The sequence below is a fragment of the Aeromonas sp. 604176 genome, from assembly GCF_049170755.1.
In the GTDB taxonomy this organism is placed as follows: Bacteria; Pseudomonadota; Gammaproteobacteria; order Enterobacterales; family Aeromonadaceae; genus Aeromonas; species Aeromonas veronii_A.
Genome location: NZ_JAAKNE010000228.1, coordinates 1 through 2,035 on the forward strand (window position 1 = coordinate 1; position 2,035 = coordinate 2,035).

Annotated in this window: 2 protein-coding genes and 1 pseudogene; all 3 read right to left on the reverse strand. The window is 63.0% G+C overall.

Annotated features, from left to right (window positions below; all coding sequences use genetic code 11):
• Positions 1 to 17 precede the first annotated feature (17 nt).
• Positions 18 to 917, reverse strand: a complete 900-nt coding sequence (locus tag G5358_RS20895; RefSeq protein ID WP_421324860.1) for an ABC transporter permease — start codon at positions 915 to 917, stop codon at positions 18 to 20.
• Positions 917 to 1,750 carry an alkaline phosphatase family protein gene (locus G5358_RS20900; RefSeq protein ID WP_158113293.1) on the reverse strand — a complete coding sequence of 278 codons (834 nt, stop codon included), beginning with the start codon at positions 1,748 to 1,750 and terminating at the stop codon, positions 917 to 919. The genes G5358_RS20895 and G5358_RS20900 overlap by 1 nt, the downstream gene beginning before the upstream one ends.
• Before the next feature lie 9 nt (positions 1,751 to 1,759).
• A pseudogene (locus G5358_RS20905) lies at positions 1,760 to 2,035 on the reverse strand (ABC transporter substrate-binding protein); the annotation flags it as partial.

Here is a 2,035-nt window from a genome sequence, read left to right on the forward strand (position 1 = left end):
GCCAGCGCGGCGTCAAATCATGCATGGGATTGCCCCTTGTTCACATAGCTCTTTTTCAGCAGCCACTGGTTGGCGGCCGTCACCACCCCCAACAGCACCATCAGGATCACCGCCAGCGCCGCCGCCATATTGGGCTCGAGGAAGATATCGCCGGAGACCAGACTGGCCACCCGGATGGTCACCAGATTGAAGTTGCCGGTGGTGAGGGCGTAGGCGGAGGCATAGGCCCCCACCGCGTTGGCAAACAGGATGATCAGGGTGCCGAGCAGCGCAGGCGTCAGTACCGGCAGCGCCACGTGCCACACATACTGCCCCTTGCTCGCGCCGAGCAGCGCGGCCGCTTGCGGCCACTCATCCTGCAGCGCATCGAAGGCCGGATAGAGCAGCAGCAGGGCGAGCGGGATCTGGAAGTAGGTGTAGATGAGAATAAGGCCCGACCCCGAGTAGAGGTTGAAGCCGTCGATCAATCCCCAGGATTTCAGCAGCAGGGTCACCGCGCCATTGATGCCGAGAATGATGATGAAGGCGAATGCCAGCGGCACACCGCTGAAGTTGCCGGTCATGGTGACAAAGGCCAGCAGCACCCGCTTGACCCGCTCGCCGCTGTGGCGCAGCGCGGCTACCCCGAGGGTGCCGATGGCAAGCCCCGCCAGACTGGCGATACCGGCAATGCGCAACGAGTTGCCGAACGATTGCAGGTAGAAGGGGGAGCTCAAAATCTCCCGGTAGTAGTCGAGGCCCCAGCCATCCGGGGTCTGAAAGCTACCCACCAGCACCCACACCATGGGGGCGAGCTGGAACAGGATCATCAAGAGGATAAACGGCAGCAGCACCAGGGCGGGCAGCCAGTGGCGGCGCACCTTGCGCTTGGTGGCCACGGGTTGAACCACCAAGATCTCGGTGGTGGCAGGCATCATCAGTGCACCTCGCGCATAAAGGCGGCCTTGAGCAGCGGTGGCGCTGCCGGCTTGTCGTGGGGAATGCCCAACAGATCCGCCATCAGGGCGCAGAGCTGGGTCTGGGCGATCACTACCCCATCCGGCCAGCGCTCGATAAAGGCATCGCCAAACAGCCAGAGTGGCACTGTGCGCTCTTCCGGCAGGGTGCCGCCGTGGCTCAGGTCGTTGTTCATGCCATGATCCGAGGTGATCACCACCTGATACCCCTCCGCCAGCCACTGGGGCAGCAGATCGGCCAGCAAGCTGTCCATCCGGCGCGCCTGATTGCGGTACTGGCGGGAATCGAGGCCAAACTTGTGACCCGCATCGTCCACTCCCATCGGGTGGATCAGCAGAAAATCGGGGTCGTACTGGCTGCGCAGCCACTCGCCATCCATCAGCAGATGGCTGTCGGGATAGTTGTCATCCCAGTAGAAGCTGCCGTGCTGGATCGGCAGCAGCTCGTCGTGAGTAAAGCGATCACGGGCTGCCAGCCAGGGGCTGCGGTTGTAGAGTTCGCTCACCCAGTAATAGGCCGCCGCTGCGGTGCGTTTACCCGCAGCGCGGGCCAGATGGAAGATGGAGTCATGCAGACTGAGGCGACTCACCCCGTTGTGGGTGATGCCGCTCACCACCGGCGGCACGCCGGTCAGGATGCACTCGTAGAGGGGTCGGGAGAGAGACGGCAGGGCAGCATTCAGGGTCGTATGCAGGCCCCGCCCCGCCTCCACCATGCCACCGAGGTAGCCCATGGTGTGGGCTACCTCGGCTGCCAGACCATCCACAAGTACCACTATCACCTTGTGTTGCACTGGATTCCCTTACTGCATGTTGATCATGACGGTTTCTTGCCACTGGCGCGGCAGGGCTTTGGAGCTCTGCTCCCAGGCGGCGTGATCCTGCACCGGCTTGGCATTGGCGTACTGCTCGGCCGGCAGCAGCTTGGCCTTCACATCATCCGGCAGGGTCACGTTGCTGCGGATCGGGCGGGCGTAGCCGCGGGCCAGATTGATTTGACCGGCATCGGAGAGGATGTATTCACGGGCCAGCTTGGCGGCGTTGGGGTTCTTGGCCCACTTGTTGATGATGGTGGTGTA

Coding starts and splice junctions, on each gene's coding strand:
- G5358_RS20895 (WP_421324860.1), bottom strand. CDS start 917: ATGATGCCTGCCACCACCGAGATCTTGGTGGTTCAACCCGTGGCCACC.